At 65.4% G+C, this 24,745-nt stretch carries 27 protein-coding genes; 13 read left to right on the forward strand and 14 right to left on the reverse strand.

The features are described from left to right. Positions 1-182 precede the first annotated feature (182 nt). Entirely contained in the window at positions 183-2,747 is a 2,565-nt protein-coding gene (locus tag CLU88_RS15465) for an EAL domain-containing protein (protein WP_099657352.1), read from the forward strand. A 13-nt stretch (positions 2,748-2,760) separates the two neighbouring features. Here CLU88_RS15465 and CLU88_RS15470 read toward each other — a convergent pair whose 3' ends face one another. Beyond that, on the reverse strand, positions 2,761-3,684 hold the full coding sequence (locus CLU88_RS15470) for a helix-turn-helix domain-containing protein (protein WP_233205492.1): 924 nt from the start codon (positions 3,682-3,684) through the stop codon (positions 2,761-2,763). A gap of 81 nt (positions 3,685-3,765) precedes the next feature. On the opposite strand from CLU88_RS15470, the gene CLU88_RS15475 reads away from it, so the two are divergent. After that, entirely contained in the window at positions 3,766-5,040 is a 1,275-nt protein-coding gene (locus CLU88_RS15475) for an MFS transporter (RefSeq protein WP_199173462.1), read from the forward strand. A gap of 659 nt (positions 5,041-5,699) precedes the next feature. Here CLU88_RS15475 and CLU88_RS15480 read toward each other — a convergent pair. Both CLU88_RS15480 and CLU88_RS15485 read right to left on the reverse strand, forming a co-directional pair. Beyond that, positions 5,700-6,512, reverse strand: coding sequence for a tetratricopeptide repeat protein (locus CLU88_RS15480; RefSeq protein WP_099657355.1), 813 nt, complete (start codon positions 6,510-6,512; stop codon positions 5,700-5,702). Between the two features lie 136 nt (positions 6,513-6,648). Continuing rightward, positions 6,649-7,653 carry a LysR family transcriptional regulator gene (locus tag CLU88_RS15485; protein WP_099657356.1) on the reverse strand — a complete coding sequence of 335 codons (1,005 nt, stop codon included), beginning with the start codon at positions 7,651-7,653 and terminating at the stop codon, positions 6,649-6,651. A 169-nt stretch (positions 7,654-7,822) separates the two neighbouring features. Here CLU88_RS15485 and CLU88_RS15490 point away from each other — a divergent pair, with 169 nt between their 5' ends. After that, positions 7,823-9,229 (forward strand): hypothetical protein, encoded by a 1,407-nt coding sequence (locus tag CLU88_RS15490; protein ID WP_233205493.1) that lies wholly within the window; start codon positions 7,823-7,825, stop codon positions 9,227-9,229. Positions 9,230-9,289: 60 nt separating this feature from the next. Here the strand turns inward: CLU88_RS15490 and CLU88_RS15495 are convergent, their stop codons facing one another. After that, positions 9,290-9,775, reverse strand: a complete 486-nt coding sequence (locus CLU88_RS15495) for a hypothetical protein (protein ID WP_143226020.1) — start codon at positions 9,773-9,775, stop codon at positions 9,290-9,292. Positions 9,776-10,006: 231 nt separating this feature from the next. On the opposite strand from CLU88_RS15495, the gene CLU88_RS15500 reads away from it, so the two are divergent. Continuing rightward, on the forward strand, positions 10,007-11,608 hold the full coding sequence (locus tag CLU88_RS15500; RefSeq protein WP_099657358.1) for an ABC transporter substrate-binding protein: 1,602 nt from the start codon (positions 10,007-10,009) through the stop codon (positions 11,606-11,608). A 134-nt stretch (positions 11,609-11,742) separates the two neighbouring features. Here CLU88_RS15500 and CLU88_RS15505 read toward each other — a convergent pair whose 3' ends face one another. Both CLU88_RS15505 and CLU88_RS15510 read right to left on the reverse strand, forming a co-directional pair. Beyond that, positions 11,743-12,066 (reverse strand): YnfA family protein, encoded by a 324-nt coding sequence (locus CLU88_RS15505; RefSeq protein WP_099657359.1) that lies wholly within the window; start codon positions 12,064-12,066, stop codon positions 11,743-11,745. 47 nt (positions 12,067-12,113) lie between these two features. Continuing rightward, positions 12,114-12,824: a helix-turn-helix transcriptional regulator gene (locus CLU88_RS15510; RefSeq protein ID WP_099657360.1), complete on the reverse strand. Its 711-nt coding sequence runs from the start codon at positions 12,822-12,824 to the stop codon at positions 12,114-12,116. A 78-nt stretch (positions 12,825-12,902) separates the two neighbouring features. Between CLU88_RS15510 and CLU88_RS15515 the strand changes: the two genes are divergently transcribed. Both CLU88_RS15515 and CLU88_RS15520 read left to right on the forward strand, forming a co-directional pair. Beyond that, positions 12,903-13,253: an NIPSNAP family protein gene (locus tag CLU88_RS15515; RefSeq protein ID WP_099657361.1), complete on the forward strand. Its 351-nt coding sequence runs from the start codon at positions 12,903-12,905 to the stop codon at positions 13,251-13,253. Next, the gene (locus CLU88_RS15520; RefSeq protein WP_099657362.1) at positions 13,250-13,594 is read left to right on the forward strand and encodes an antibiotic biosynthesis monooxygenase; all 345 of its coding nucleotides are present in this window, start codon (positions 13,250-13,252) and stop codon (positions 13,592-13,594) included. The genes CLU88_RS15515 and CLU88_RS15520 overlap by 4 nt, the downstream gene beginning before the upstream one ends. A 13-nt stretch (positions 13,595-13,607) precedes the next feature. Here the strand turns inward: CLU88_RS15520 and CLU88_RS15525 are convergent, their stop codons facing one another. From CLU88_RS15525 to CLU88_RS15550, 6 genes are all read right to left on the reverse strand, one after another. Next, entirely contained in the window at positions 13,608-13,826 is a 219-nt protein-coding gene (locus CLU88_RS15525) for a hypothetical protein (RefSeq protein WP_099657363.1), read from the reverse strand. Between the two features lie 67 nt (positions 13,827-13,893). Then, a complete protein-coding gene (locus CLU88_RS15530) occupies positions 13,894-14,256 on the reverse strand; it encodes a hypothetical protein (protein ID WP_143226021.1) in 363 nt (120 codons plus the stop codon). Between the two features lie 55 nt (positions 14,257-14,311). Then, positions 14,312-14,518, reverse strand: coding sequence for a DUF4287 domain-containing protein (locus tag CLU88_RS15535; RefSeq protein ID WP_099657365.1), 207 nt, complete (start codon positions 14,516-14,518; stop codon positions 14,312-14,314). Between the two features lie 87 nt (positions 14,519-14,605). Further along, the gene (locus CLU88_RS15540) at positions 14,606-14,911 is read right to left on the reverse strand and encodes a hypothetical protein (protein ID WP_099657366.1); all 306 of its coding nucleotides are present in this window, start codon (positions 14,909-14,911) and stop codon (positions 14,606-14,608) included. 142 nt (positions 14,912-15,053) lie between these two features. After that, positions 15,054-16,478 carry an FAD-binding oxidoreductase gene (locus CLU88_RS15545; protein ID WP_099657367.1) on the reverse strand — a complete coding sequence of 475 codons (1,425 nt, stop codon included), beginning with the start codon at positions 16,476-16,478 and terminating at the stop codon, positions 15,054-15,056. An 88-nt stretch (positions 16,479-16,566) separates the two neighbouring features. Next, entirely contained in the window at positions 16,567-17,343 is a 777-nt protein-coding gene (locus CLU88_RS15550; RefSeq protein ID WP_158235610.1) for a DUF4397 domain-containing protein, read from the reverse strand. 313 nt (positions 17,344-17,656) lie between these two features. Here CLU88_RS15550 and CLU88_RS15555 point away from each other — a divergent pair, with 313 nt between their 5' ends. From CLU88_RS15555 to CLU88_RS15575, 5 genes are all read left to right on the forward strand, one after another. Next, the gene (locus CLU88_RS15555; protein WP_099657368.1) at positions 17,657-18,454 is read left to right on the forward strand and encodes a GntR family transcriptional regulator; all 798 of its coding nucleotides are present in this window, start codon (positions 17,657-17,659) and stop codon (positions 18,452-18,454) included. Between the two features lie 8 nt (positions 18,455-18,462). Beyond that, on the forward strand, positions 18,463-19,302 hold the full coding sequence (locus tag CLU88_RS15560) for a transporter substrate-binding domain-containing protein (RefSeq protein ID WP_099658927.1): 840 nt from the start codon (positions 18,463-18,465) through the stop codon (positions 19,300-19,302). Positions 19,303-19,523: 221 nt separating this feature from the next. After that, positions 19,524-20,198 (forward strand): amino acid ABC transporter permease, encoded by a 675-nt coding sequence (locus CLU88_RS15565; protein ID WP_099657369.1) that lies wholly within the window; start codon positions 19,524-19,526, stop codon positions 20,196-20,198. 6 nt (positions 20,199-20,204) lie between these two features. After that, a complete protein-coding gene (locus tag CLU88_RS15570) occupies positions 20,205-20,858 on the forward strand; it encodes an amino acid ABC transporter permease (protein WP_099657370.1) in 654 nt (217 codons plus the stop codon). Further along, entirely contained in the window at positions 20,842-21,651 is an 810-nt protein-coding gene (locus CLU88_RS15575; RefSeq protein WP_304528994.1) for an amino acid ABC transporter ATP-binding protein, read from the forward strand. The genes CLU88_RS15570 and CLU88_RS15575 overlap by 17 nt, the downstream gene beginning before the upstream one ends. 118 nt (positions 21,652-21,769) lie before the next feature. Here the strand turns inward: CLU88_RS15575 and CLU88_RS15580 are convergent, their stop codons facing one another. After that, complete coding sequence (locus CLU88_RS15580; RefSeq protein WP_099657371.1) at positions 21,770-22,207, reverse strand: calcium-binding protein; 438 nt, start codon at positions 22,205-22,207, stop codon at positions 21,770-21,772. 313 nt (positions 22,208-22,520) lie between these two features. On the opposite strand from CLU88_RS15580, the gene CLU88_RS15585 reads away from it, so the two are divergent. Then, entirely contained in the window at positions 22,521-22,805 is a 285-nt protein-coding gene (locus CLU88_RS15585) for a hypothetical protein (RefSeq protein ID WP_099657372.1), read from the forward strand. Positions 22,806-23,106: 301 nt separating this feature from the next. Next, positions 23,107-23,676: a cob(I)yrinic acid a,c-diamide adenosyltransferase gene (locus CLU88_RS15595; RefSeq protein WP_099657373.1), complete on the forward strand. Its 570-nt coding sequence runs from the start codon at positions 23,107-23,109 to the stop codon at positions 23,674-23,676. A 111-nt stretch (positions 23,677-23,787) separates the two neighbouring features. On the opposite strand, the gene CLU88_RS15600 is transcribed toward CLU88_RS15595, so the two are convergent. Next, positions 23,788-24,567 carry a hypothetical protein gene (locus CLU88_RS15600; protein ID WP_099657374.1) on the reverse strand — a complete coding sequence of 260 codons (780 nt, stop codon included), beginning with the start codon at positions 24,565-24,567 and terminating at the stop codon, positions 23,788-23,790. Positions 24,568-24,745: the final 178 nt, after the last annotated feature.

The following is a 24,745-nucleotide window of genomic DNA, read 5'->3' on the forward strand; positions in this document are numbered from 1 at the left end:
CCGCCATAAAAACAGTTTCTTACAACTCTGACGCAAGGCTTGCGGCGATGGGCTGCAAGCCCTGGCCATGCGGGTAAAACTGGTGCGCCAGCGCAACGTTGTGCCGTGTTGCGGGGCGGCCAGGGGCCCGTTTGCCAATCCGCCCCCTCGGCTTGGGCAACAATGTGCGGATACCGCCCGCCATGAACGACACGCGCTTCCCGCTTCCAGACTCTGAGGAGACCTCCAGCGAACTGGAGCGTCTGCGTGCCGCAGTACACCGGGCCGAACAGGCCGAGCGCCTGCAGCGCGCCCTGTTTGCCATCTCCGAGCTGTCCAGCTCCGACCTGGAGATGCCCCACATGCTGCAGCAGTTGCATGCCATCGTGGGCTCGCTCATGTACGCGCGCAACCTGTTCATGGCGTTGTACGACGAGGCCAGCGACAGCCTGGACTTCATCTACATGGTGGACGAAGCCACCCCCGACCTGCACCAAAGCGGCCAGCGCATTGCCATGGCCGACTATGCCCAGGCCCTGACCTGGTACCTGGTGCGCGACGGCCTGCCCCGGCGCGGCTCCATGCAGGCCCTGGCACAGCAGGTGCCCGGCCCCTTGCGGGCGCGCGGCGCCCATGCGCAGGACTGGCTGGGCGTGCCCCTGCGCGAGGGCAGCCACGTGCGCGGCGCCCTGGTGGTGCAAAGCTACGACGAGCCCGACCGCTACGGCCCCGAGGAGCAGGCGCTGCTGGAGTTTGTGGCCAGCCACGTGCTCACCGCCGTGCAGCGCAAGCAAAGCCAGCAGGCCCTGGAGCAGGCCGTGCAGGCGGGCACCGCCGAGCTGGCCCAGGCCAACCAGGCCCTGCTGGCCGAGGTGGCCCGCCGCCAGCGCGGCGAGCGGCTGCAGGCCGCCCTCTACCGCATTGCCGAGCGCGCCAACGACATGGGCAGCATGGACGATTTCTACCGCGCCGTGCATGACACCGTGGGCGACCTCATCAACGCCCGCAATTGCTACATCGCCCTGGTGTCGGAGGACGGGCAGCAGTTGCACTTTCCCTACTACGTGGACGAGCAGGGCGGCAAAGGCATCACCCGGCACATGGGCCGGGGGCTGACCGAATACGTGCTGCGCACCCGCAAGCCGCTGCTGGTGAGCCGGGCCGAGGCCGATGAACTCATCGCCCAGGGCATCTTCCAGACGGCCGGGCCGCGTGCCAACTCCTGGCTGGGCGTGCCGCTGGTGTGCGATGGGCGGGCGCTGGGCGTGATTGCCGTGCAAAGCTACCTGGCCGATGTGTCGTATTCCGACCGCGACCGGCTGCTGCTGAGCTTTGTCTCGCACCAGATCGCCAGCAGCCTGGTGCGTCGGCGCACCACCGAATCGCTGCAGCGGGCCAATGCCGAGCTGGCGCAGCGGGTGGCCGAGCGCACGGGCGAGCTGCAAGAGCAAATCGCCGTGCGCGAGCGGGTTGAGGCCCAACTGCAGCACCAGGGGCTGCACGACGCGCTCACCGGCCTGCCCAACCGCAGCTATCTGCTGGAGCGCCTGACCTGGCTGCAGGCACGCCTGCAACGCCACGGGCACCGCCGCTTTGCGGTGATGTTTGTGGACGTGGACCGTTTCAAGCTCATCAACGAAAGCATGGGCCACCACGCGGGCGACGCGGTGCTGCAAGAAATTGGGCGGCGCCTGCTGGCCACGCTGGGCGACTCGGACATGATCGCCCGCGTGGGGGGCGACGAGTTCGCCGTGCTGTTGAGCGACGCCCAAACGCTGGAAGCCGCCATGCGCCTGGCGCGCCGCATGCTGCAGGTGCTGGACGAGCCCATGGTGGTGGAGGGCAAGCAGCTGTTTGCGTCGGTCAGCATCGGCATCATGATGTGCGACCAGCCCGCGGCCACCCCCACCGATTTGCTGCGCAATGCCGACACCGCCATGTACCGCGCCAAGGTCAATGGTCGGCGCCGGTTTGAGCTGTACGACGCGCACCTGCACAGTGATGCCCTGCGCGTGCTGACCATCGAGAACGCCCTGTGGTCAGCCCTCAAGCAGCACCAGTTTGTGCCGTACTTCCAGCCCATCGTGTCGCTCAAGGACGGGCAGGTGCTGGGCTATGAAGCCCTGGTGCGCTGGCAGCACCCGAGCGAGGGCCTGCTGGCCCCGGCCGACTTCTTGCAGGTGGCCGAAGACAGCGGCAGCATGGAAGCCATCGACTGGCAGATTTTTGCCGCCGCCAGCCAGGCCATTGCCGCCCAGACCGACTTCACCGGCTACCTGGGCCTGAACGTGGCGCCACGCCACTTCCGCAACCCGCACTTTTGCCAGCAGCTGCTGGACATGCTGAAAGCTGCGGGCCTGCCGCCCTCGCGCCTGTGCCTGGAGATCACCGAAGGCGCCCTGATCGACGACCCCGAGCGCACCTGCGACCTGCTCAACGAGCTGCGCAGCCACGGCATGTCGCTGGCGCTGGACGACTTTGGCACCGGCTATTCGTCGTTGGGGTACCTGCACCGTTTTCCGCTGCTCACGCTCAAGATCGACCGCAGCTTTGTCGCCCCCCTCACAGCCCCCCTCGCCAACCAGGGCAGTGCCAGTGCCGCCGTGGTGCGCGCCGTGGTGGCGCTGGCGGGCTCGCTGGGCCTGAGCGTGGTGGCCGAAGGCATCGAAACCCAGGCCCAGGCCGACGCCCTGTGCGCCCTGGGCTGCCACCTGGGCCAGGGCTTTCTGTTTGCCACGCCAGGGCCTCTGCCAGCGCCTTCGGCTTGAGCGCTGCCCTGGGCTACCGCTGCCCCAAAAACTGTCCCGGCGGCTGCCCCACCGACTTGCGCACCATCGCGCTGAAGGCGCTGGGGCTGTAGCCCAGCTCCGCCGCGATCTGGCCCATGGGCATGCGGCCCGCTGCCAGCGACACCGCCTTGGCCAAGATCACCTGCTGGCGCCACTGGGTGAAGGTGCTGCCCAGCTCGGTGCGAAACAGCCGCGCCACGGTACGCAGGCTGGCGCCGGTGTCTTGCGCCCAGGCTTCCAGTGTGGTGTGGCGGGTGGGGTCGGCCAGCACCGCCTCACACAGTTGGCGCAGGCGCTTGTCGTGCGGCAGGTCCACGCCCAGCCGCACCGGGGCTGCGCGGGCCAGTTCGTCGCACAGCAGGGCGCTCAGGTGGCGCTCGCGCAGCAGCGTGGCGGCATCGGGCGCGGGCCCATCGTCAGGGGTGGTGGGCATCTCACGCACCACGGCGCGCAGCAGGTCTGAGGCTTCCAGCACCCGGCACTGGCGCCACGCAGCCTGCCCGTGTGGCGCAGTGCGCTCGCCCAAGGCCGCTGGGCCGCAGCGCCCGCGCGGTTGGTGAAAGTACAGCGTGCGCATTTCGGCGTCTTCCACCATCGTCACGGCATGCTCCATGCCCGGCGGTATCCACAGCGCGCGCGATGGCGGCACGATGTAGGTGCCCCGGTCCACCGTGAGCTGGATCACCCCGGTGGTGGAGATGGCCACCTGCGCCCACGGGTGGCTGTGCGGCATCACCCGCGTGTCGGCCCGCAGCTGGCGCACCTTGGCGCGCACCGGGCGCTGGGCCGTGGGCACAAACAGGTGCGGGGTCAGCGAATCGACATACGCCACCGGGCGCCGGGCGCGTGGGGCCCCTGTGGAGGCAGCGGTCACTGGCGATGCCGCGGCGGATGCGGGGGCTGCAATGGCTTCCATGGATGGCATTGGCATATTGGCGATAGAAATTGACCGACTATCGTAAACCTGCCGAGCCCGGCTTGCCTAAGATCAATCCCCATGACTTCTGCATCTCCTGGCATCTCTTCCCCCAACGCAGTGCCGCTGCGGCAAGACGCGCGCACCATCGGCCTCGTCGGGCTGGCCCACGGCAGCTCGCACTTCTTTCACATGCTGCTGCCGCCGCTGTTCCCCTGGCTCATTGCCGAGTTCGGTTTCAGTTATTCCGAGCTGGGGCTGCTGGTGTCGGTGTTCTTCGTCATCTCGGGCGTGGGCCAGGCGCTGTCGGGCTTCCTGGTCGATCGCATCGGCGCGCGGCCCATCATGTTCTTTGCGCTGTCCAGCTTTGCAGCCGCAGGGCTGGTGGCGGGCACGGCTCAGGGCTATGTGGGGCTGGTGGTTGCGGCGGCCTTGGCCGGGCTGGGCAATGCGCCCTTCCACCCGGTGGACTTCACCATCTTGAACAAGCGTGTGTCCCCCCAGCGCCTGGGCCACGGGTTTGCCGTGCACGGCATCAGCGGCAACCTGGGCTGGGCCCTGGCGCCGGTGTTCATGGCGGGCATTGCCACGGCCACTGGCTCGTGGCGCACGGCCAGCCTGAGCGGTGCCGTGTTCGCGCTGCTGGTGCTGGCCATCATGGTCATCAACCGTGAAGCGCTGGACGACCGCAAGGGCGAATGGGCCCACCAGGCCAAGGGCGCTGGCGCCCAGGCCGCCAAGCCCGAGCACCCCATGGCTTTTCTGAAGCTGCCCTCGGTGTGGCTGTGCTTCTCGTTCTTCTTCTGGAGCACCTGCGCGCTCAGCGCCATCCAAAGCTTCGCCAGCCCCGCGCTGCAGTCCATGTACGGCCTGCCCCTGAGCCTGACGGCCATGGTGGTCACCGGCTACATGCTGTGTGGCGCTGGCGGCATGGTGGTGGGCGGCTTTCTGGTGGGCCGCGTGCAGCGGCTGGAGAAGGTGATCTCGGTCTGCCTGCTGGGCTCTGCCGTGCTACTGGCGCTGGTGGGCACAGGGCTGTTGCCCGGCATCGCCGCACTGGCAGTGGCCTCCATTGCCGGCCTGGGCACCGGCCTGGCCGGCCCCTCGCGCGACATGCTCATCAAACGCGCCGCCCCTCCTGGAGCCACCGGCCGTGTCTACGGCACCGTGTACTCGGGCCTGGACCTGGGCTTTTGCCTGTCCGCCCCCGTGTTCGGCGCCATGCTGGACCACGGCATGACCTCGGGCATCTTCTTCGGCTCTGCCGCTACGCTGGCGCTGAGCGTGGTGTCTGCGGCGTTTGTGGGGGTGGGGCTGGCAGCACGCTTGGCGCGGCCTGCGGCGGTGGCGGGGTGAGGGCGAGACTTACCCAATTCGGCGATGCAGACGTCGGCTTGAGGGCAGGTTAAGCGTACCGACTTGGAAGCGGACTGTTTGACGCCAGGGCGTTGAAGACCGCTTCTGGATTTGCTTGGCACCAATACTTAAAGAACAGCTTTGTCTTCTGATGGGCGAAAAGGCTATCAACGGTGGTTGCGTGCGGAATCAGTAGGCGTGGTTCATCCCATTGCTGTGCCACTACAGCAACCGGTTGCCCTCCATACCCTCCGACTTCGACAATCCAAGTGGCATTGCCACCCGCAATGCCCGCTAGCCTGCACGCGCTTGTTGCTAGCTTGATCAACTCGGGAACAGACGAGCCAAGTGGTGCGGCAAATGAGCGTTCATGAGATTCACAGTCATCCCCCGCGCAGACGCTATCTCTGTCTACGGTAAGGAAAAGCGGTTCGGTCATTGAAGTCATCGGTTTTACCTCGATGTTGCCTCACGAATTGAGGCCTGCATTTTTTGAGCGGCTTTACTGCTGGCGCTGGGTCCAACGCCGCATTCCTGAAGGATGCCTGTCCGCTGGCTTCATGAGGTGCTTCGACCTATGGTTTTCAAGTTCCTCCAGGCAGTTCCCTCTAAAAATTCATCCCATAAAAAAGGGCCTCATTCGAGGCCCTTGCATCTCATCAATTCTCGTCCCGCGCCCGTGATTCGCGGGCCTTGCGGGCCCAGTAGCGGGACTTGGCGGCGTCGCGGGGCACGCCTTCGCCCTTGGCGTACATGACCGACAGGTTTTGCTGCGCATCGGCATCGCCTTGTTCGGCGGCCTTGGTGTACCAGTGCACGGCCTGCTTCTTGTCCTGGGCAACGCCTTCGCCGTCGTCGTAAGACACGGCCAGGTTGAATTGCGCGCGTGAGTGGCCTTGCGCTGCCGCTTTGCGGTACCAGGTTACGGCCTGCTTGTGGTCTTGTTCGACGCCTTCGCCGTCGTCGTAGGCCACGCCCAGGTTGTATTGGGCGTCAGAGTCGCCCTGGTCTGCGGCCTTGCGGTACCACTGCGCGGCGATCTTGTGGTCCTTGGCCACGCCTTCGCCCTTGTCGTACGAGACGCCCAGGTTGTACTGGGCCTTGGCCAGCCCTTGGCTGGCGGCCTTGGTGTACCAGAAGACGGCCTGTTTGTAGTCTTGCGGCACGCCCTCGCCGTCGTCGTAAGACACGGCCAGGTGGTATTGCGCATCCGCGTGGCCCTGGTCTGCGGCCTTGCGGTACAGGGCTGCGGCCTTGACATGGTCTACTGGCACAGCGCGGCCAAAGTCGTACATCAGGCCCAGGTGGAATTGGGCTTCGGCGTCGCCCGCCTGGGCGGCTGGCTGCAGTTCTTTCAGGGCCTGGGTGAACTGGCCCTTTTCGTAGGCGCGCACGCCCTCGGCGGTGCCAGCCCAGGCCGCACCGGTGAGCAAGGCAGTGCCCAGGAAGGCGGCGCTGATCCAGCGAGACATGCGTGCGATGCGTGATGGTTGGTGTGTCATGGTGGTGGGCGGCGTGGCGCTCCTCGCGCGGCCGCTGGGTTGAATAAAAACAGATGGGTGGGAGTTTGCCTGCGTTGACTGCCTGTAACACCCAGGTTGCCAATGGTTACATGCCGGGCGTGTGCATTTTTTGGCCGTTTGGCGATCTGGTCATTGGCCGCTCAGTGGGGTGGTGGCGTGCCTGTGGTGGGTGGGGTTGGCTGTGCGATGCCAGGGTGTTGAGCAGCCGGGTGAAGGTGGCCGTGGCGCCCACGTTGTCTTCGGCGCGGTACACCAGGGTCAGGGGCACATCGAGCTGGCTGCCCACGTCCAGCGGGCGGTAGGCGATGGCGTGGCGGTGCACGCCCAGCATGGACGAGGGCACGACCGAAACCCCCGTGCCTGCGGCCACCAGGTTCAGGTTGGTGAGCATGCGCGGCACCTCGGCCACCACGCGGGGCTGCACGCCCTGGGCGGCGCACAGGGCCAGCAGGTTGGCGTACAGGCCGGGTGCCCCCGTGCGGCGCACCAGGATCAAGGGCTCGTCCTGCAGATCGGCCAGGCGCACGGGGGTGGGCTGGCCGCGCCGCTGGCGCAGCGCCAAGGGGTGGTCGATGGGCAGGGCGACCATGGCGGGCTCGTGCTGCAGGGTGTCGAACACCAGGCCGGGGGGCCGGTCCACCGGCACGCGCAGCAGGCCGCAGTGCAGGCGGCCCTGGGCCACGGCCTCGGTGATTTCGGCGGCGTTGGCTTCGCCAATGTCCAGCACCAGGCCGGGGTGGCGCGCGCGGCATTCGCGCAGCGCGTAAGGCGTGAACTCGTGCGCGGCGGCCGAGCTGGTGAAGGCAATGTCCAGCCGCCCGGTCTTGCCCTCGGCCAGCAGCTGCATGCGGCTTTGCAGGGCATCAAAGTCGTGCAGCAGCCGGGTGGCATCGGCCTGCAGGGTGCGCCCCGCCTCGGTCAGCGTCACACCTTTGGCATGGCGTTTGAACAGGGGCAGGCCTATCTGGGTCTCCAGGCCCTTGATCTGCTGGCTCAGCGGGGGCTGGGCCATGCCCAGCGCTTCGGCCGCGCGGGTCATGTGGCCGGTCTGCGCCACGGCCAGGAAGTACCGCAGTTGGCGCAGGTCCATCAGTGCCGCTCCTGGTTGGCGCGGCGGCAGTGGGGGCGGGGCTGTGGTGTCTTCGTCATATCAAAATCGTATCAGCTACGGTAGTGCAGCCTATTTGACGTATGGAGTGGCGCTTTCTACGATGCGTGGGCATCCAGCATCGGCACCCATACCTACAGGAGACACCACCATGCGCTACCCCCTTTTGAATTCGTCTTTGCCCGGGCGGCTGGCCCTGGCGGGGCTGGCTGTGCTGGCAGCGGCCTGCGCGCCGCTGCCGCCGCAGGCCCCCGCATCTCAGGCCAAACTGCAAGCCCAGGCCCCTGAGGCCGCCCCCACGCCCACCGCGTGCCCCAAAGCCGTGGCATCGATTGCCCGCTGCCTTTCAGGCCAGGACTCTGCGGGGGCTTACTACCTGATCGCCCTGCCCAACCAGTGGAATGGGCACTTGGTGCTGCACGCCCACGGCGGCCCGGCGCTGGGCGTGCCCAAGCTGGAGCGGTCGGTGGAAGACCTGGAGCGCTGGGCCATCATGGTCAAGGCGGGCTATGCATGGGCGGGCAGCACCTTCCGCCAGGGCGGTGTGGAAGTGCGTGCTGCTGCCGAGGACACCGAACGCCTGCGCCAGATCTTTGTGAGCCAGGTGGCGCAGCCCCAGCGCACCATCTTGCACGGGCAATCGTGGGGGGCCAGCGTGGCGGCGCGGGGGGCGGAGAGGTTCACCACCACGGCCGACGGCAAGCGCCCCTACGATGCCGTGCTGCTCACCAGCGGCGTGCTGGCCGGGGGCTCGCGCTCGTACGACTTTCGCACCGACCTGCGCGTGGTCTACCAGTACCTGTGCGGCAACCACCCCCGCCCCACGGAGGCCGCCTACCCGCTCAATATCGGCCTGCCTGCCGATGCCCACATGGCCCAGGCCGACCTGCAGGCGCGCGTCAACGAGTGCCTGGGGCTGGACAAGCCGCAGGCCGAGCGCACGCCTGATCAGCAGCGCAAGGTGAAGCTCATCACCGACGTGGTCCGCATCCCGGCCAGCTCCATCCACAGCCACATGAACTGGGCCACCTTCCACTACCGCGATGTGGTGCAGCACCGCACCGGCGGCGCCAGCCCATTTGGCAACCAGGGCGTGCGCTACAGCGGCTCGGGCGATGCCGCTGCGGACGCGGTCCTGAACGCGGGCGTGCTGCGCTACCGCGCCGACCCGGCTGCCGTCGCCCGCTTTGCGCAAGACACCGACCCCACCGGCCGCATCCCCGTGCCGGTGCTCACCGTCAAAGGCGTGAACGACCCCACCGCGTTTGTCGAGTTGGACTCGGTGTTCAAGGCCACCATGGACAAGGCGGGTACCAGTGGGCATCTGGTGCAAACCTTTACCCAGCACAGCGGCCACAGCTACCTGAGCGATCCGACCTATCCCACCCTGGTGGCAGCCTTGCTGCGCTGGGTGGATGACGGCACCCAGCCCACCCCCGCCAGCATTGCCAGCCAGTGCCCGGCCTTCGAGGCGGCCTTTGGCAAAGGCTGCGCTTTCTTGCCCGACTACCGCCCCGCCGCGCTGAACACCCGCGTGCCAGACCGCGAACGGCCCTGAGGGCTGGGTGTGGCTGGGCGCACGCGTGGGGCGTTGGGGCGTGGCGAATGAACCCGCCGCCTAGTCGTAGTGCATCACGCTGAACGTGACCTTGCGTGAAGCGCCATCGGTGCGCGCAGTGGGGTGGGCGGGCACCACCTGCCGCAGCACCACCACCTCGGTGCGTTGCGGGTTGGCGTATTCCCAGTCTTGCAGCGTGGCGGTGTCGGTCGCCTCGTGCTTGAACGGCCCGGTGGGTTGCAGGCCCTTGGTCTGCAGATAGGCCTGCAGCCGGGCCAGGGTGGCGCTGGCTTGCTCGGGTGGCACTTGCAGCGTCACCATGCTCACCGGCTGCTTGGGTCCGTCGCCGGTGGATCCGTAGTACTCCGGCGCATCCCCATCCGCTGGCAGGGGCACGCCCCGCACCAGGGACGACAGGCCCAGGTAATAGTCCAGCGTCCCGGGCTCAGGGTGGTAGTCCTCATGCGACAACACCCACAGCATGCCCAGCGGCCATGCCAGCAGCGCTAGCAACAAGGCCGCGCCAAAACAACGAGAGACAGTCAACCAGCGCATATGGGTTTGAATAAAAATGGCCGCTAGCGCACGCAGTAAAAGCGCTAGCAGCTATTGAATGTATAGCATGTGCGCTCTGCGCCAGGGCCTGTACGCCCACCAGCGCACCCTGCAAGAGTGCAATCCCCCAAGGGCGTGGCACGCGATGTGCTGCATAGTGCCCGGCACCGCCGTTCGCCATACCACCCGCGGTGCACCTCGCATTCATCCAGGGAGTTTTCCATGCCATTGCAGCGTTCTCTGAGGGCCGTCGCCGCCACCACCGTCACGGCCACGCTGTGGCTGTGCGCCACCCCCAGCGCTTGGGCCAAGCCGTTCAAATGGGCGGGCTCCAGCGATATCCAGACCATGGACATCCACTCGCAAAACAGCGCCCTGGGCAACGGCATCCACGCGGCGGTGTACGAGTCGCTGGTCATGTTCAACAGCCGCACCCTCAAGATCGAGCCTGTGCTCGCGCTGTCGTGGAAGGAAGTGACCCCCACGCAAGTGCGCTTCAAGCTGCGCCAGGGCGTGAAGTTCAGCGACGGCTCGGCCCTTACGGCCGAAGACGTGGTCTATTCGCTGCAACGCGCCATGGCCAAAACATCCACCTACGCCATCTACACCCAGGGCATGGACCGCGTGGCCAAGGTCGACGCCGACACCATCGACATCTTCTTGAAGAACCCCAACCCCGTGCTGCTCAACCAGCTGACCGAGCTGCGCGTGATGAGCCGGGCCTGGGCCGAAAAGCACCACTCGCTAGAGCCCAAAGACATCAAGGGCAAGGAAGAAACCCACTCGCACCGCAACGCCATGGGCACCGGGCCCTTCACCCTCAAGGAATGGGTGCCCGACCAGCGCATCGTCTTCACCACCAACCCCCACTGGTGGGGCGCAGGCAAGGCCGAAGGCAACGTCACCGAAATCACCTACACCCCCATCAAATCCGAAGCCACGCGCATCGCCGCGCTGCTCTCGGGCGAGGTGGACATGGTGCGCGACACCAGCATCCAGGACCTGGCCCGCGTCAAGGCCCACCCGAACCTCAAGGTCATGGAGATGGTGGAAAACCGCACCGTGTACCTGGCTCTGGACCAGTTCCGCGACGAGCTGCCCGGCAGCAACATCAAGGGCAAAAACCCGCTCAAAGACCTGCGCGTGCGCAAGGCCCTGTACCAGGCCATTGACAGCGCCACGCTGCAGCGCGTGACCATGCGCGGCATGGCCAAGCCCACGGGGGCCATCGTCTCGCCCCTGGTCAACGGCTGGGCCGAAGCCGTGGACAAGCGCTTGCCTTTTGATGCCGCTGCTGCCAAAGACCTGCTGGCCCAGGCGGGCTACAAAGACGGCTTTGAGGTGGACTTTGCCTGCAGCAACAACGCCATCGTGCAAGACGAAGAGCTGTGCCAGGCCATTACCTCCATGTGGGCGCGCGTGGGAGTCAAGGCCAAGCTGCGCACGCTGCCTGCCGTCACCTACTACCCCATGGCGCAGCGGCACGAGGCCAGCATTGCCATGCTCAGCTGGGGCGTGCCCACGTTCGACGCGCTCTACACCCTGCAGTCCCTGGTCCGCACCAAAACCACCGGGGGCGACGGCAACTACAACCTGGGCCGCTACAGCAACGAGCGCATGGACTACATCGTGGACCGTGTGAAGACCGAAACCGACTTGCCCGTGCGCAACCGCCTGCTCACCGAAGGCCTGCAACTGCACAACAACACCGTCGCCCACATCCCGCTGCACAACCAGATGCTGGCCTGGGCCATGAAGAAAAACATTGAACTGGTGCAGCGCACCGACAACCGCATCGACTGGCGGCTCATCAAGGTGAACTGAGGCCTGGGCGCCGCAGCATTCGAGACTGGCGCGGCGCAGGCCAGTGTCCCCGCGCAAGGGCCGCCCCGCCGCGCCGGGGACGCCCCCTCCCGAAGGAGAGGGGGGAGGCGCCAAAGGCGACTCAGGGGGTGTATTCATTTCATCGGCTGCAGCATGATGATGGCCATGCCCGCCAGCGCCACCAGCACCCCAGCCACATCCCAGGCCGTGGGCCGGATGCCATCCACCGCCCACAGCCAGGCCAGTGCCACGCCAATGTAGACACCCCCATACGCCGCATACACCCGGCCAGCGCCCGCTGTGTCGTGCAGCGTCAGCAGCCACGCAAACAGCGCCAGGCTGGCCGCCGCAGGCACCAGCAGCCACGCCGGCTTGCCCTGCTTGAGCCACAGCCAGGGCAGGTAGCAGCCGACGATTTCGGCCAGGGCGGTGAGGGTGAAGAGCAGCAGGGTTTTCATGCAGTGATCGGGAGGGGGCGATTCGGGCGGGTGCCGGTGGACGGCCGTCAGTGAGCGGGGGCCGTAGCGGCCAGCCACTCGCGCAGCGCCAACTCTCCCTTGGGGGTGAACTGCACCACCCGAGAAGGGGCGCCTGCGGCATCTTGCGTCCGGCGAGCCCATCCGCCCTCCAGCAAGCGTTGCAGCAATGCGGCCCCCAGCGCACCGCCCAGGTGGTGGCGGCGCTCGCTCCAGTCTAGGCACGGGCGGCACAGCATGCGCCGCTGTTGCTGCAGGGCTGCTGTGTCGATACCTACCTGGGTGAACCAGGCCGTGCCTGCGGGCGTCAGGGCCACGCCATCCGGCGCAGGCTGCAACAGCCCTTGGCGCACCAGCGCTTCGTACAGTTGCACGCCCACCTCGCCCGCTAGGTGGTCGTAGCACATGCGGGCGCGGCGCAGGGCGGGCTCGCGCGGGCTGGACCGCACACGCACCGCGCCAGAGCGGAAGGCCACATTCATCAGCGACTCCAGCAGCTGCGCTACCTCGGCATTGGCCAGCCGAAAGTAACGGTGGCGGCCTTGCTGTTCGACCGCCAGAAGCCCGGCATCCAGCAGCTTGGCCAGGTGGGCGCTGATGGTCTGCTTGGTCACGCCCGCCACGGCGGCCAGCTCGGTGGCGGTGAGTGCGCGGTCGCTCATCAGCGCTGTGAGCACATCGGCCCGCGCTGTGTCTCCGATCAGCGCGGCAATGCGCGCAATGTGGGGTCCGTCTTTCATGGTTCGATCTTCAGCGAACCATCCATGCCCGTCAACCGCCTATCGTGCAGGGCCTACCCACTTCACCGCAATGCCGCCATGATCACCTGCTTCATCCGTTACGAAATCGATCCCTTCCAGCGCGAGGCGTTTGCCGAGTACGCCCGCCGCTGGGGGCAGATCATTCCCCGCTGCGGCGGCCACCTGCTGGGCTACTTTGTGCCGCACGAGGGCAGCAACTACGAGGCCTGGGGTTTGATTGGCTTTGACTCGCTGGCCGCGTACGAGGCCTACCGCGCCCGCTTGCGGGCCGACCCCGAGGGGCAAGCAAACTTTGCCATGGCCCAGCAACAGCGCTTCATCCTGCGCGAAGAGCGCAGCTTCCCCCAGGTGGTGGAGGGCACCTTCAGCCTGCCCGCCCACGCCCGGGTGGAAGGAGCCCCCGCATGATGGCCGTGATCTTTGAGGTGCAACCCGCCCCTGGTCAACAGGATGCGTACCTGCAAGCCGCCGCCGCGTTGCGCCCGCTGCTGGAACAAGTGGATGGCTTTATCTCCATCGAGCGCTTTGAAAGCCTGAGCGAGCCAGGCCGTTTGCTGTCGCTGTCCTTCTGGCGCGACGAAGCCGCCGTGGCCCGCTGGCGCCAGGTGGAGGCGCACCGGGACACGCAGCAGCGGGGCCGTGCCCACATCTTCAGCGACTACCGCTTGCGTGTGGCAGCGGTGGTGCGGGACTATGGCTTGAACGACCGGGCGCAGGCGCCGCTCGATTCGCGCGCTGTGCATGGGTGAGCGCAGTGAGCGGTCATTGGCCTTCTGCCGCCGAAGCCCGCGCTTCAGCGCTTTGTGCTGCTTGCGCCAGGCCCGCTTTGATTTGCTCGGCCTGGGCCGCCGCTTGCTTGGCTTGCTCTGCCTGCAGCTTGGTGGTGGTCACGGCCGTGGTGGCCACATCTGCGCCGCAGCCTGCCAGCGCGATGCAGGCCAGCCCAAGGAAGGTGTTGCGTTGCCAATTCAAACGTTTCATAGGGATTTCCGAAAAGTGTTGAGGTTTAGCGACTTTTGAGTGGCAGACCTTGGATTTGAAATGCTATTTAATTTGTAGCGGTTGAAGTGCGATCGCCGGCGCGGTAGAGCATGCCCGAAACGAGGACCAAGCTCATGGTGGCTGTGGACGATACGAAGCTTGCCAGGGTAAGCCATGCGCAGGCGGAAAATCCTGCGAGGAAGTACAGCTGCGCTGCCGTGTGCTTGCGCTGAAGCACCACCACGGCAGCAATGTAAGCGCCCAGCGCTGCAGCGGGCCAAGCGGCCCAGAGATTTCCAGAGAAGGTTCGAAATGCAGGCAGGGGATGGGACTGGGATTCATACCATGTTCCCCAAGCGGCGGCGAACACAAACAAGATGGCACTGAAGGCCGCAAGGAACTTTTCTGACCGTGAAAACAGCGGTTTCATCGGGGGCATGTTCATGTTGCGCGTGGTTGGATGTCTGTAGCAGTGACCAAGCCGTTCACCTCTTGGCAAGAAAGTAAGCCACCAGCGCATTGGCATGCCCGTGGCCCATTTGGTGTTGCTCTTTCAGCAGGGCCACGTACTCCATGTGCTTGCGCTCGCCCGCATTGCTCAGAACATCCAGCCAGTGGGCAATCGGTTTGCCGTAAGTCTTTTCAATGGACGGAAAGTACGAAGCCGGTCCCTTGGTTTTCTCTTCAGCCATACAGACTCCTCCGGTGGGTTGGGGCATGCGACGTCGAAAGACGTAGTGTCACTGGTGCGCTTGTCTCCGACGGGCACGCCGATTCTCTCAGTCACTCTCCGTGCGTATCTCATGACCACCCTTGCAGGCCATGCTGAAGAACGGCAAGAGGCGCACCACGGTATGGGCCAGCGCCTTGTTGGCAGTGCCTCCATGGCTGGCCAGAAAATCAATCAGTTCATGCAGCAGCGCACCGGCCTGCGCGGGTGAGAGGAGGGGGTCATCGTAGTACGCACTCCACAGCGCAGACAGCGCTGGGAAGCGTTGTCCATCTGCCTGAATCAGCGCGAAGATGAATTCCTCTTGGTGCCCAATGGCCTCATGCTGGCCGTTGGCGTACATGTCAAAGGGCATGGTGTTTCTTCGGAGCGCTGCGTTGGGGAAAGCGAGGTGCTGATTTTGCAATCAATATGGCATCTAGGGCTTGCAGATAAAGCGCTGATAGCTATCAATTAAATAGCAAAATTTGCGATGGCCGTGGCATCGCCACGCACCCTCACATCGCAAAAATTTTCCCTGGGTTCAGGATGTTCTTCGGGTCCAGCGCGCGCTTGATGGCGCGCATCATGTCCACCGCGCCGGCGCCTGTCTCGTCCAGCAAGAAGCCCATTTTGTGGATGCCCACGCCGTGCTCACCCGTGCAGGTGCCGCCCATGCTCAGAGCCCGGGCGACCAGGGTGTGGTTCATGGCTTCGGCCTTTGTGCGTTCTTCGGCGCTGTTCGGGTCGATGAGGTAGCCGAAGTGGAAGTTGCCGTCGCCCACGTGGCCGACGAGGAAGTAGGGAATGCCGCTGGCTTCCGCTTCATGAACCGATTCGAGCAGGCAGTCGGCCAGGCGGCTGATGGGCACGCAGGTGTCGGTGCTGATGGCGCGGCAGCCGGGGCGGCTTTGCACGGCGGCAAAGTAGGCGTTGTGCCGCGCGGTCCACAGGCGGGTGCGTTCCTCGGGGGTGCTGGCCCATTCAAAGGCTTGGCCGCCAAATTCGTTGGCAATGTCTTGCACCATCTCGGCCTGCTCCTTCACGCTGGCGGGTGAGCCGTGAAACTCCATCAGCAGCATGGGCTCTTCGCGCAGGCCCAGCTTGCTGTGGGCGTTGACCATGCGCACGGTGTGGCGGTCAATCAGCTCCACGCGGGCAATGGGCACGCCCAGCTGGATGGTCTGGATGGTGGTGCGCACGGCCGCTTCGATGCTGGGGAAGGAGCAGATGGCGGCGCTCACGGCCTCGGGCAGGGGGTACAGGCGCACGGTGATCTCGGTCATGATGCCCAGCGTGCCTTCGCTGCCCACCAGCAGGCGGGTGAGGTCGTAGCCCGCGCTGCTCTTTTTGGCGCGGGTGCCTGTGTGGATGACTTCGCCGCTGGCGGTGACCACTTGCAACGCCAGCACGTTCTCGCGCATGGTGCCGTAGCGCACGGCGTTGGTGCCGCTGGCGCGGGTGGCCGCCATGCCGCCAATGCTGGCGTCGGCGCCAGGGTCGATGGGGAAGAACAGGCCCGTGTCCTTGATGGCATCGTTCAATGCTTTGCGCGTGATGCCGGGCTGCACGGTCACCGTGAGGTCTTCGGCGTTGATGCTCAGCACGCGGTTCATGCGGCTCACGTCGATGCTGATGCCGCCCTGCACCGCCAGCAGATGGCCTTCGAGCGAAGAGCCTGCACCGTAGGCAATCACGGGCACTTCGTACTGGCTGGCCAGCTTCACCGCGTCGGCCACGTCCTGCGTGCTTTCCGCAAACACCACGGCGCTAGGGGGCGGCGCCTGCAGCGAGCCCTCGTCACGCCCGTGCTGCTCGCGCACGGCCTGGGCCAGCGAGCATTGCGCGCCAAAGCGGGTTTGCAGGGCGTCGATGAGTGCCTGGGGCACATCGCGCAGGGCAATGGCGGGCAGCAGGTGGGCAGCAGCGGTGGGGGCGTTCATGGGCGGGTCTCCTGGGTGGGCCGAAAAGAATACCACCGGCGCCCGCCGCCTGCCACCGATGGCCTGCGTGGCAGGGGTTGAGCGGCGCTTAACTGGCCAGTGAGTTCGCCAGCAGGGCGTAGCCGCCTTGCTCTTGCAGCGCGCTGATGTTGGGGTACGAGCCGCTGCTGCGTGGCACCACGATCAGCGTGACCACCGAGGTGCTGCCCAGCGTGATCTGGCTGGTGAAGTCAAACAGCACATTGCTTTGGTCGTCCTTGCTGGTCAGCCGCACGCGGTAAAGGCCGGACGCCACCGAGACAAAGTCGCTGATGTCGCCGTATTCCGTGACGGTGGCGGTGGGGCTCAGCCCGCTCAAGCTGCTGGTGTTGGTGAGGTACAGGTCCAGGCCGCCCAGGCTTTCGCAGGCGTGGAACACGCGCACCTTGGTTTTGCTGCTGTCTGCACTGCTGTTGGATTCGGCAAAGAACTTGAACTTGAGGCTGTTGGCCAGTGAGCCATACGCCAGCAAGCTGGTGTAGGTGTCTTCTTCCAGCGTACGGGTTTCTGTGAGCTTGGCGCTGGAGCCGCCGGCGGCGTACAGCGCGATCTGGGTACTGTCGGCTTCGACCGAACACCATGCCGAGATGTTGCCCCCGTTGCTCAGCGACGAGACCACGCGCTCGCCTGCGGCGTAGAAGTCGGCCTGGGTGTAATCCACCGTGGCGTTGATGAAGCGCAACTGGGCTTCACTGCCCAGCCCGCCGCAGCCGGTCAGGGCCAGCGCGCTGCCCGCGCCCACAAGGCCCAGGGCCGATGCCAGCACGTTGCGTCGGGTGGGGGGCAGATGGGCGGTGAATGCCGAGCGAGGGGAGCGATGGGACACAGGATTTCCTTGTAGTGGTCGGTAAAGCGACGAGGCTACGAAGCCGCCTGCAGGTCCACATGTGCCGGGGGTAAAGATAGCCCGCCGGGCGGTAAAGAAAGTTGAAGCAGTGCCGCACACCTGTGGCGGGCTGCACCGCCTTGGCGCTGGCGTGTGCACCAGTGTTGGCGCCGTTGCCTTGCGCCTTGCGTTGAACTGGTGCGGCCGGGGCGTGGAGACCCCTCGCCAGGGCCCGTGTGCACGAAACAGGTGCGCCACCGTGGTGCATCGGTCTTGTATACCAGTTGGCACAGAACCTGCGTAGGTTGGGTCAATGACCACCGCCACCGACATCAGCAACCGCATCATGGAAGCCGTGATGGCCCAGAAGCTTGCCCCTGGCTCGCGCCTGGGTGAGCAGCAACTGGCCATGCTGTTTGACTGCAGCCGCACCATCGTGCGCGAGGCGCTGACGCGGCTGTCCACGCGCGGCATCGTCACCGTGAGTGCACGGCGTGGCTGGTATGTGGTGGAGCCCTCGCAAGACGAGGCACGCGAAGCGTTTGAGGCCCGGCGCGTGATCGAGCTGGGCCTGTTGCACCAGCTCAAGGCCCGTGCGGTGGACCCGGGCGCGCTGCGCCAGCTCAAGAACCACCTGGCGCGTGAAAAGGCTGCCCTGGCGGGCAGCGATGTGGGCATGCGCACCTACTTGCTGGGCGACTTTCATGTGTGCCTGGCCGAATGCCTGGGCAATGCGCTGCTGGCGGACACGCTGCGCGACTACACCGCCCGCACCACGCTCATCGCCATGCTCTACCAGTCTTCGCACGATGCGGCCCAAAGCTGTGCGGACCATGTGCGCATCGTCGAGGCGCTGGAGGCGGGCGACATCGACCGCGCCGAGACCCTGATGGCCGACCACATCGGCACCGTGCAGGCGGCGCTGCGCCTGCAAGCCCAAACCGACCCCTTGGCCGGGTTGCGCGACGCACTGGCCCCGGTGGCCAAGACCCCGCCGCAAGCCGCCAAAAGGCGACCCGCTGCGCGCAAAGCCATTGCATCCACCTCTCCCACATCTTCCACCCCCTCACCGTCCGACGACGGGTCTGCCTACCTAGGAGCCTTGCTATGACCGCCTTGATGAGTTCCCGTACCTCTTCCTCTGCTGCCGCTGTGGACAGCCACCGCACCCGCCGCACGGCACTGGCCCTGCTGGCCGCAGCGGGCTTTGTGGCAGCCCTGGCGGCACCTGCGGCGCACGCCCAGAGCGCGCTCGACAACATCCTCAAGGGCAAAGAGATCAAGATCGCCATCCCCACCGACTACCCGCCCTACGGCTTTGTCGGCACCGACCTCAAGCCCCAGGGTCTGGACGTGGAAATGGCCAACTACATTGGCGCCAAGCTGGGCGTGAAGGTCGAGCTGATCCCGGTGACCAGCGCCAACCGCATTCCTTACCTGCAAACGCAAAAGGCCGACCTCGTGATCTCCACCCTGGGCAAGAACGCCGAGCGTGAGAAGGTGATCGACTTCACTGCCGCCTACGCCCCGTTCTTCCAGGCTGTGTTTGCCAGCAAGAGCCTGAACATCAAGAGCTTTGCCGACCTGACCGGCAAGAGCGTGGCCGTGACGCGCGGCGCCATGGAAGACCAGGAGCTGGCCAAGGTGGCCCCCGCCGGTGTGGACGTGAAGCGTTTTGAAGACCATGCCGCCAGCATCTCGGCCTTTGTATCGGGCCAGACGCAGGCCATTGCGACCAGCGCCTCCACGGCGGGCACCATCATGGTGAAGAACCCACAGCTGCAGACCGAATACAAGCTGCTGCTCAAAGACAGCCCCAACTTCATTGGCGTGGCCAAGGGCGAAGACAAGTTGCGCACCCGCGTGAACGAAATCATTGCCGACGCCAAGAAGGCGGGCGACCTGGACAAGCTGTCGAGCAAGTGGCTGGGTCGCCCTGCGGGTGATCTGCCGCAGTGATCGGTGCAGGGCTGGACGGGACACGGCAACCACAGATGCGCACCTAATACCGTTCAGGCTGAGCTTGTCGAAGCCCGGCAGGGGCGTTCCTGCGGTGTGCCCCGGCTTCGACAGGCTCAGCCCGAACGGGTGGGGTGAGAACTCTCGGGCTTGAGATAGGGCAACGGATCACACCATGGATTGCACAACGCCATGAATGAACACTGCTGGATGGAACCACCATGCTGATTCAACTCGACTTTTCTGCCGTGCTGGCCGCGTGGCCGCTGCTGGTGCGGGGCGTGGTGTGGACCATTGCCCTCACCATCGTCGGCACCGTACTGGGCCTGTTGCTGGGCACCGCCTGTGCCTGGGCACGGGCGCGCAACCTGGGGCACCGGCCGGCACCGCTGGGCTGGGCTGTGGCCAGCTATGTGGAGCTGGTGCGCAACACGCCCTTCATCGTGCAGCTGTTCTTCCTGTTCTTTGGCCTGCCGGCGCTGGGACTCAAGCTCTCGCCCGAGTTCGCTTCCGTGCTGGCCATGGTGGTCAACCTGGGGGCCTATTCGTCCGAGATCATTCGTGCGGGCATTGAGGCCACGCCACGCGGCCAGATCGAAGCCGCGCACAGCCTGGCGCTGACGCCGGGGCAGACCTTTCGCCGCGTGGTGCTGCCGCCCGCGCTGCAAAAGGTGTGGCCTGCCATGGTCAGCCAGATCATCATCGTGATGCTGGGTTCTGCCGTGTGCGGGCAAATCTCCACGCCCGAGCTGAGCTATGCGGCCAACCTGATTTCGAGCAACACCTTCCGCGCGTTCGAGGCCTTCATCCTGGCCACGCTGGTGTACCTGGCGCTGTCGATGCTCACCCGCCGCCTGCTGATGTGGGTGGGTGCACGTTTCTTGGTCGGGAGGTAAGCAGCCATGGTCGATTTCTCTCTTTGGGACATCCTGCGCAACCTGCTTATGGCAGCGCGCTGGACGGTCACCCTCTCCCTCATCGCCTTCATCGGCGGCGGCCTGGTGGGCCTGCTGCTGCTGGTGGCGCGCCTGTCCAAGCTGCGCGGTGCGGAGCGTGCCGTGGGTGCCTACGTGCAAGTGTTTCAGGGCACGCCGCTGCTCATGCAGCTGTTTCTGGCGTACTTTGGTATTGCGCTGTTCGGCATCAAGACCTCGCCGTGGACAGCGGCCGCCGTGGCGCTCACGCTCTACACCAGCGCCTACCTCACTGAGATCTGGCGCGGCTGTGTGGCCGCTATCCCCAAGGGCCAGTGGGAGGCTGCGCAGAGCCTGGCGCTGAACTTTGCCGAGCAACTGCGCCATGTGGTGCTGCCCCAGGCGCTGCGCATTGCGGTGCCGCCCACGGTGGGCTTTCTGGTGCAGGTCATCAAGGGTACGGCGCTGGCGTCGGTCATCGGTTTTGTCGAACTGACCAAAGCGGGCAGCATGATCTCCAACGCCACCTACCAACCGTTTCTCGTCTACGCCTGCGTGGCGTTGCTGTACTTTGCCCTGTGCTTCCCCGTGAGCCTGGTGGCGCAATCGCTTGAAAGGAAACTCCATGGCCCCCGCCGCTGAAGCCACCGCGACCGTCGCCACCCCTGCGCACCCGCACGACGGCATCCTCGTCGGCCCGCCCCCCATTGTGGACATCACCGCGCTGCGCAAGTCCTACGGCACCAACGAGGTGCTCAAGGGCATCGACCTAAAGGTAGCGCGGGGCGAGGTGATTGCCATCATCGGCAAAAGCGGCTCGGGCAAGAGCACGCTGCTGCGGTGTGTGAATGGGCTCGAGCAGTTTCAGGAAGGCGCTTTGAGCGTGAACGGCAAAAAGCTGCTGCACGACAACCCCGCTGCCATGCGCGAGTTGCGCCAGCAGGTGGGCATGATCTTTCAGGGCTTCAACCTGTTCCCGCACCTCTCGGTGGGCCGCAACGTGATGCTGGCCCCCACGCTGGTCAAGGCGCGCAGCCCGCAAGACGCCGAGGCCCAGGCGCGCCAGCTGCTGCAGCGCGTGGGACTGGCCGAAAAGTTTGACGCCATGCCCGACCAGCTCTCGGGGGGCCAGCAGCAGCGCGTGGCCATTGCACGTGCGCTGGCCATGGAGCCGCAGGTGCTGCTGTGCGACGAGATCACCTCGGCGCTGGACCCCGAGCTGGTGGGCGAAGTGCTGCGTGTGGTCGAATCCCTGGCCCAGGAAGGCATGACGCTGATGATGGTCACGCACGAGATGGCGTTTGCTCGCAAGGTGAGCGATCGCGTGATCTTCATGCACCAAGGCCGGGTGCATGAGATGGGCACCCCCGCGCAGTTGTTTGGCAGCCCGCAAACGCCGGAGCTGCAGCAATTTCTGTCGTCGTTGCACGACTGAGATCGACCCAAAAAAAGCGGCGGCTGGGCGAGCCATACCGCCAAAAAAAGAGCCCGGAGCGTCCACCACCGCCCGGGCTCTCATGAGGTGGGCGCGGCGGGGGCCGCACCGCAGGGCGTTATGACTTCACGCCTGCTTCAAATTCTTCGCGCGACAGCATCTGGTCCTTGTTCTTGTCCAGCGCTTGGAAACGGTTGCCAATGGCGGGCAGCGTGGCCGCTTCCTGCAGGCTGAGCATGCCGTCGTGGTTGGCATCGGCGCGCTGAAAAGCGGCGTCGCTGCTGGTGCTGGCGCTGCCACCGCCAAAGGTGGCCTGGCCTGCGGTGGGTGTGGCGTTGGCTGGGCCCACCACGGTTTTAGAGGGCGCTGTGCCCGTGCTGCTGGCGCCGCTTTGCGCATGCACCGCACCGGCAGTGCCCAGCGTCAAGGCTGCAAACAGCACCACGCTGCTGGCTTCAAAGTGCCGGGTCCAGCCAGTGGCCGCGGCACGGCTGGCCGGGCTGGTGGTGCTCGCGGGGCTGGTGGTGTGGGATGCAAGTTGTTGCTTGGTCTTCATGGATGCAGTGCTCCGTAAAGTTGAACAGGCTTTCATTGCACCGCAGCAGGGCCCTGCAGGCCAGCACTTTTGCCTGCTGTTGCCTGGGCCAACATTTTTCAGCGCCGTGTAACGGTGCGGGCACCGGCGGTCTGGCGCACGGCAGGGTGTTGCGCAGGGCACAGCACACCGTTTCAAATAGAAATGCCTTGTAGCGCCGAATAGATAAGCGCTGGCAGCTATTGTTTTGATAGCTATCAGCGCACGGGTTGATCCGCTGCCACACCGGGCACAATCGGGCTTTCGTTGATCCAACCCACCCCCAGTCTCGCCCATGGCCCAAGCTTCCAAAGCCTTCCCCGTCATCACCGCCGTGGCCGTGTTGGTCGCGGCCGCAGCGCTGCTCAACCCTTCAGCCGAGCGGCACCGCCAGCAGATCCAGGCATCCGTGGCCGAGCGCAGTCCGCTGGCGGGTGTGCTGGGCGTGGGCGCGCTGGCCGCGTTTGTGTCCAACTACCACTCGGTGGGCGTGGCCTCGTACACCAGCATCCGTGGGCGTACCGTGTCGGTGGGCTTCATGGGCATGGTGTTTGTGCTCGACTCGCACAAAGACCTTTGAACAGGCTTAGAACCTGTTCAAAATCTTTTTGGGGGATCGCATTGGAGTGCAATCGGGATGAGTGGATGCAACGGATGCGCCGCATGGGCTCGTGCCCATGCAAGCAGCCGGGGCGTCCAATCGCCCGATTTCACTCCAACCCTGCGGGCAAGTGCCTTGTCGGGCGGTCTGCGGTGTTGCGGCGCTTGCCGATAGCACGGGCTATCGGCTGCGCACCACGCCTAGCATCCCATCCCGGCAAGGCACTTGTGCGACCCCAAAAAGATCTTGAACAGGTTCTTTACACCACCGGAGACATTGCATGGGAAACCGCCTCACCGAAATCGCCACCCGCACTGGGGACGCTGGCACCACGGGCCTGGGTAACAACCAGCGCGTGTCCAAGAACAGCCTGCGCATCCACGCCATGGGTGATGTGGACGAGCTGAACTCGCACATTGGCCTGCTGCTGTGCGAGCGCCTGCCTGACGGCGTGCGTGCGCTGCTGGTGGAGATCCAGCACCAGCTGTTCAATCTGGGTGGCGAGCTGTCCATTCCCGGCTTTGAACTGCTCAAGGCCGAGGCCGTGCTCGCGCTGGACGAGGCCTTGGCCGAGCACAACGCAGTCCTGCCGCGCCTGCAGGAATTCATCCTGCCCGCAGGCACCCGCGCCGCAGCCCAGGCCCATGTGTGCCGCACCGTGGCCCGCCGTGCCGAGCGCGTGGTGGTGGCACTGGGCAACGAAGAGGCGATCAACGATGCCCCCCGCCAGTACCTTAACCGCCTGTCTGACCTGATGTTCGTGCTGGCCCGCGTGCTCAACCGCATGGACGGCGGGGATGATGTGTATTGGAAGAGTGAGCGGCTCGCGAAGCAGGATGCTACTGAATAGATAGCGACTTGCGCCTATCCCTCAAGCGCCAGGAGCCCGTGAGAATCACTCTTTCCAAAGTCAGCAAGAGTCACCGTGCCGGGTGTCTTGCACCCAGCACAGCAAGTTCCTTTACCAGGGACGCCCGATGACGAAGCGGATGGGTTGGCGGATGGTCTCGAGGCCTTCGTACAACTCGGCTTGCAGTTCGCCACGGGTCAGCGCGGTGTCGAAATTCCAGGTTTGTTGATGCTCGTTGTTCATGCGCGACCATCCGCCGCGTTCGGCACGCACTACCGGACCGGATGCGGGCTTGAAGGACAGTGCCTTGATACGCAACAGCGCGTCGTTTCCTTGGAGCTGCAGGCTCTTCCCGTCCAACTTGAAATGCTGGATTTCGACGTCGCCCAGTTTGACGGGCCCTGGCTTACCGGGGTCGAAGGCCTGCGCTGCTTTCTTGGTGCCCTTGGCCACACTGAGCGGAACCGTGCCCTCGAAGATCAGGCCGCTCACCGTCTTGTCCGGCAGCCGGTTCACGGACAGGCTGAAGCTGCGTGAACGGGCGTCTGCAGAGAATTTGGGAAAGCCTCCCATCTCTGCCTGGCCCAGGCTCTGGGTGGTCTTGTCGGGGAACACCGCGGTGACGCGCACGTCACCCTTGTCGAAGAAGGAGTTGGTCCACTGGTTAAACAGACCGGCGCGCGCAGTGGCGATGGCGTTGACCTCCACTTTCTCCAAGTCGCCGGAGGTTGCAAAGGGAACCAGGTTCTTGTCTTTTCCCGGTGGGGCCTCGATGAACGTGACACCCAGTAGTTTCACGTCCATGGTGTTCTGCGCATGCACTAGAGCGCTGCTGGCTGCCAGTGCGGCGCCTACGATCAGGGGCAGGATGAGCGTTGCACGAGTTTTCATTCGGAGTCTCATGGAGGAGGGTGGGAGCCCAAGCGCCATGGCGCTGGGGGACGCATGTGAGAAAAGACTGTGTTCTCTAAGGGCTTTCATTCTGCTGCAAGGTGACCTTGTGCATATGCCGTGATGGGTCGTAGGGGTTTGCACAAGGCTGTCACACCAAAAGCATGGTTACTCGCGG

It is taken from the genome of Acidovorax sp. 56, assembly GCF_002749705.1.
In the GTDB taxonomy this organism is placed as follows: domain Bacteria; phylum Pseudomonadota; class Gammaproteobacteria; order Burkholderiales; family Burkholderiaceae_C; genus Acidovorax.